Origin of the sequence: Caballeronia sp. LZ028, assembly GCF_031451415.1 — a bacterium.
GTDB lineage: Bacteria > Pseudomonadota > Gammaproteobacteria > Burkholderiales > Burkholderiaceae > Caballeronia > Caballeronia zhejiangensis.
Genome location: NZ_JARUXN010000027.1, coordinates 1 through 5,292, shown reverse-complemented (window position 1 = coordinate 5,292; position 5,292 = coordinate 1). Strand labels below are relative to the sequence as shown.

Here is a 5,292-nt window from a genome sequence, read left to right as displayed (position 1 = left end):
ACGTTGAGTGAGCGACCTATTCGGAAGAATAGAAAACAGTAACAGGTATTGAACTGAAGAGTTTGATCCTGGCTCAGATTGAACGCTGGCGGCATGCCTTACACATGCAAGTCGAACGGCAGCACGGGGGCAACCCTGGTGGCGAGTGGCGAACGGGTGAGTAATACATCGGAACGTGTCCTGTAGTGGGGGATAGCCCGGCGAAAGCCGGATTAATACCGCATACGACCTAAGGGAGAAAGCGGGGGATCTTCGGACCTCGCGCTATAGGGGCGGCCGATGGCAGATTAGCTAGTTGGTGGGGTAAAGGCCTACCAAGGCGACGATCTGTAGCTGGTCTGAGAGGACGACCAGCCACACTGGGACTGAGACACGGCCCAGACTCCTACGGGAGGCAGCAGTGGGGAATTTTGGACAATGGGGGCAACCCTGATCCAGCAATGCCGCGTGTGTGAAGAAGGCCTTCGGGTTGTAAAGCACTTTTGTCCGGAAAGAAAACTTCGTCCCTAATATGGATGGAGGATGACGGTACCGGAAGAATAAGCACCGGCTAACTACGTGCCAGCAGCCGCGGTAATACGTAGGGTGCGAGCGTTAATCGGAATTACTGGGCGTAAAGCGTGCGCAGGCGGTCTGTTAAGACCGATGTGAAATCCCCGGGCTTAACCTGGGAACTGCATTGGTGACTGGCAGGCTTTGAGTGTGGCAGAGGGAGGTAGAATTCCACGTGTAGCAGTGAAATGCGTAGAGATGTGGAGGAATACCGATGGCGAAGGCAGCCTCCTGGGCCAACACTGACGCTCATGCACGAAAGCGTGGGGAGCAAACAGGATTAGATACCCTGGTAGTCCACGCCCTAAACGATGTCAACTAGTTGTTGGGGATTCATTTCCTTAGTAACGTAGCTAACGCGTGAAGTTGACCGCCTGGGGAGTACGGTCGCAAGATTAAAACTCAAAGGAATTGACGGGGACCCGCACAAGCGGTGGATGATGTGGATTAATTCGATGCAACGCGAAAAACCTTACCTACCCTTGACATGGTCGGAACCCTGCTGAAAGGTGGGGGTGCTCGAAAGAGAACCGGCGCACAGGTGCTGCATGGCTGTCGTCAGCTCGTGTCGTGAGATGTTGGGTTAAGTCCCGCAACGAGCGCAACCCTTGTCCTTAGTTGCTACGCAAGAGCACTCTAAGGAGACTGCCGGTGACAAACCGGAGGAAGGTGGGGATGACGTCAAGTCCTCATGGCCCTTATGGGTAGGGCTTCACACGTCATACAATGGTCGGAACAGAGGGTTGCCAAGCCGCGAGGTGGAGCCAATCCCAGAAAACCGATCGTAGTCCGGATCGCAGTCTGCAACTCGACTGCGTGAAGCTGGAATCGCTAGTAATCGCGGATCAGCATGCCGCGGTGAATACGTTCCCGGGTCTTGTACACACCGCCCGTCACACCATGGGAGTGGGTTTCACCAGAAGTAGGTAGCCTAACCGCAAGGAGGGCGCTTACCACGGTGGGATTCATGACTGGGGTGAAGTCGTAACAAGGTAGCCGTATCGGAAGGTGCGGCTGGATCACCTCCTTTCTCGAGCTTCGCACACGAAGTTAAGCGCTCACGCTTATCGGCTGTTGTTTGAAGACAGGCTTTGGGTCTGTAGCTCAGTCGGTTAGAGCACCGTCTTGATAAGGCGGGGGTCGTTGGTTCGAATCCAACCAGACCCACCACGGTCAAGATGAGTCAGGCAGTCAGTGAGGCTGCAGACGCGAGACGCGGGGGATTAGCTCAGCTGGGAGAGCACCTGCTTTGCAAGCAGGGGGTCGTCGGTTCGATCCCGTCATCCTCCACCAAGTCCTCAATGCGCAGTGTTTCGTGAAGCACTTTGCATTGGCGATTGAAAGCCAGTTGATGTCGCAGGCGAGTGAAGTGAGCTTGTCGGCTAAACGTTCTTTAACAATCTGGAAGAAGTAGTAAAGAGACTATCTAAAAGCACTTAGAGATGGGTGTGAGTCGGGTAGTCAGGGTAGTGATTGTATCAAGTATGAAAAGTGATCTTGATGATGACTTGGAATACGGCACAACGCGAATACTCAGCCTATGGCGAGGGTGGCTCGAGAGAGACACACTTGTTATAGGGTCAAGCGAACAAGTGCATGTGGTGGATGCCTTGGCGATCACAGGCGATGAAGGACGCGGTAGCCTGCGAAAAGTTGTGGGGAGCTGGCAAACGAGCTTTGATCCACAAATGTCCGAATGGGGAAACCCACTCCTAATGGAGTACCCACAACTGAATACATAGGTTGTGTGGAGCGAACGCGGTGAACTGAAACATCTAAGTAACCGCAGGAAAAGAAATCAACCGAGATTCCCAAAGTAGTGGCGAGCGAAATGGGATCAGCCTGTACTCTTTATCTTTGTTGTTAGTCGAACGCTCTGGAAAGTGCGGCCATAGCAGGTGATAGCCCTGTAGACGAAAACAGCGAGGAAGAACTAGGGGTACGACAAGTAGGGCGGGACACGTGAAATCCTGTCTGAAGATGGGGGGACCATCCTCCAAGGCTAAATACTCGTGATCGACCGATAGTGAACCAGTACCGTGAGGGAAAGGCGAAAAGAACCCCGGGAGGGGAGTGAAATAGATCCTGAAACCGCATGCATACAAACAGTCGGAGCCTGGAAACGGGTGACGGCGTACCTTTTGTATAATGGGTCAGCGACTTACGTTCAGTAGCGAGCTTAACTGATTAAGGCAGGCGTAGCGAAAGCGAGTCCGAACAGGGCGATCAGTTGCTGGGCGTAGACCCGAAACCAAGTGATCTATCCATGGCCAGGTTGAAGGTGCGGTAACACGTACTGGAGGACCGAACCCACTAACGTTGAAAAGTTAGGGGATGAGCTGTGGATAGGGGTGAAAGGCTAAACAAACTTGGAAATAGCTGGTTCTCTCCGAAAACTATTTAGGTAGTGCCTCGTGTATCACCTTCGGGGGTAGAGCACTGTCATGGTTGTGGGGTCCATTGCGGATTACTACGCCATAGCAAACTCCGAATACCGAAGAGTGCAATCACGGGAGACAGACATCGGGTGCTAACGTCCGGTGTCAAGAGGGAAACAACCCAGACCGCCAGCTAAGGTCCCAAAGATTGGCTAAGTGGGAAACGAAGTGGGAAGGCTAAAACAGTCAGGAGGTTGGCTTAGAAGCAGCCACCCTTTAAAGAAAGCGTAATAGCTCACTGATCGAGTCGTCCTGCGCGGAAGATGTAACGGGGCTCAAGCCAGTCACCGAAGCTGCGGATGCGTACGCAAGTACGTGTGGTAGGAGAGCGTTCCGTAAGCCTGCGAAGGTGCGTTGAAAAGCGTGCTGGAGGTATCGGAAGTGCGAATGCTGACATGAGTAGCGATAAAGGGGGTGAAAAGCCCCCTCGCCGTAAGCCCAAGGTTTCCTACGCAACGTTCATCGGCGTAGGGTGAGTCGGCCCCTAAGGCGAGGCAGAAATGCGTAGCTGATGGGAAGCAGGTCAATATTCCTGCACCATTGTTAGATGCGATGGGGGGACGGATCGCGGAAGGTTGTCCGGGTGTTGGACGTCCCGGTCGCTGCGTTGGAGAAGGCACTTAGGCAAATCCGGGTGCGTAATTCAAGGGCGTGGCGCGAGCTTCTTCGGAAGCGAAGCAATTGGAAGTGGTTCCAAGAAAAGCCTCTAAGCTTCAGTCTAACGATGACCGTACCGCAAACCGACACAGGTGGGCGAGATGAGTATTCTAAGGCGCTTGAGAGAACTCGGGAGAAGGAACTCGGCAAATTGGTACCGTAACTTCGGGATAAGGTACGCCCTTGTAGCTTGACTGGCCTGCGCCAGGAGGGTGAAAGGGTTGCAATAAACTGGTGGCTGCGACTGTTTAATAAAAACACAGCACTCTGCAAACACGAAAGTGGACGTATAGGGTGTGACGCCTGCCCGGTGCCGGAAGATTAAATGATGGGGTGCAAGCTCTTGATTGAAGTCCCGGTAAACGGCGGCCGTAACTATAACGGTCCTAAGGTAGCGAAATTCCTTGTCGGGTAAGTTCCGACCTGCACGAATGGCGTAACGATGGCCACACTGTCTCCTCCCGAGACTCAGCGAAGTTGAAGTGTTTGTGATGATGCAATCTCCCCGCGGCTAGACGGAAAGACCCCATGAACCTTTACTGTAGCTTTGCATTGGACTTTGAACCGATCTGTGTAGGATAGGTGGGAGGCTATGAAACCGGAACGCCAGTTTCGGTGGAGCCGTCCTTGAAATACCACCCTGGTTTGTTTGAGGTTCTAACCTTGGCCCGTGATCCGGGTCGGGGACAGTGCATGGTAGGCAGTTTGACTGGGGCGGTCTCCTCCCAAAGCGTAACGGAGGAGTACGAAGGTACGCTAGGTACGGTCGGAAATCGTGCTGATAGTGCAATGGCATAAGCGTGCTTAACTGCGAGACCGACAAGTCGAGCAGGTGCGAAAGCAGGTCATAGTGATCCGGTGGTTCTGTATGGAAGGGCCATCGCTCAACGGATAAAAGGTACTCTGGGGATAACAGGCTGATACCGCCCAAGAGTTCATATCGACGGCGGTGTTTGGCACCTCGATGTCGGCTCATCTCATCCTGGGGCTGTAGCCGGTCCCAAGGGTATGGCTGTTCGCCATTTAAAGAGGTACGTGAGCTGGGTTTAAAACGTCGTGAGACAGTTTGGTCCCTATCTGCCGTGGGCGTTGGATATTTGAAGGGGGCTGCTCCTAGTACGAGAGGACCGGAGTGGACGAACCTCTGGTGTACCGGTTGTGACGCCAGTCGCATCGCCGGGTAGCTATGTTCGGAAGAGATAACCGCTGAAAGCATCTAAGCGGGAAACTCGCCTTAAGATGAGATATCCCCGGGGCTTCGAGCCCCTTGAAGGGTCGTTCCAGACCAGGACGTTGATAGGTCAGGTGTGTAAGTGCAGTAATGCATTGAGCTAACTGATACTAATTGCCCGTAAGGCTTGATCCTATAACCAGTGTGTTTCATGTACTGACTTGGCGCCACAGCGCTTGGTCAATACCACCCCTGGTTGAGTAGCGTTGTGCGACACTCACTCCCCAAACACTTCTACTTCTTCCCAGATTGGTTGTCGCGCCCACCCAGGCGAGACAACAACAAGTCATGCCTGATGACCATAGCGAGTCGGTCCCACCCCTTCCCATCCCGAACAGGACCGTGAAACGACTCCACGCCGATGATAGTGCGGATACCCGTGTGAAAGTAGGTAATCGTCAGGCTCCTCATGCT

The 5,292-nt window shown here is 53.5% G+C and carries 2 tRNA genes and 3 rRNA genes; all 5 read left to right on the top strand.

Going from position 1 to position 5,292, the window contains the following annotated elements:
* Positions 1 to 50 precede the first annotated feature (50 nt).
* The 5 genes from QCE58_RS33835 to rrf all read left to right on the top strand — a co-directional run bounded on the left by QCE58_RS33835 (position 51) and on the right by rrf (position 5,282).
* A 16S ribosomal RNA gene (locus QCE58_RS33835) occupies positions 51 to 1,582 on the top strand.
* Positions 1,583 to 1,645: 63 nt separating this feature from the next.
* Positions 1,646 to 1,722 (top strand) — tRNA-Ile (locus tag QCE58_RS33830).
* Between the two features lie 47 nt (positions 1,723 to 1,769).
* Positions 1,770 to 1,845 (top strand) — tRNA-Ala (locus QCE58_RS33825).
* A gap of 285 nt (positions 1,846 to 2,130) precedes the next feature.
* A 23S ribosomal RNA gene (locus tag QCE58_RS33820) occupies positions 2,131 to 5,013 on the top strand.
* Positions 5,014 to 5,169: 156 nt separating this feature from the next.
* Positions 5,170 to 5,282 (top strand): 5S ribosomal RNA (gene rrf, locus QCE58_RS33815).
* The 16S, 23S and 5S rRNA genes sit together here with 2 tRNA genes alongside, the layout of an rRNA operon.
* The last annotated feature ends 10 nt before the right edge of the window (positions 5,283 to 5,292 follow it).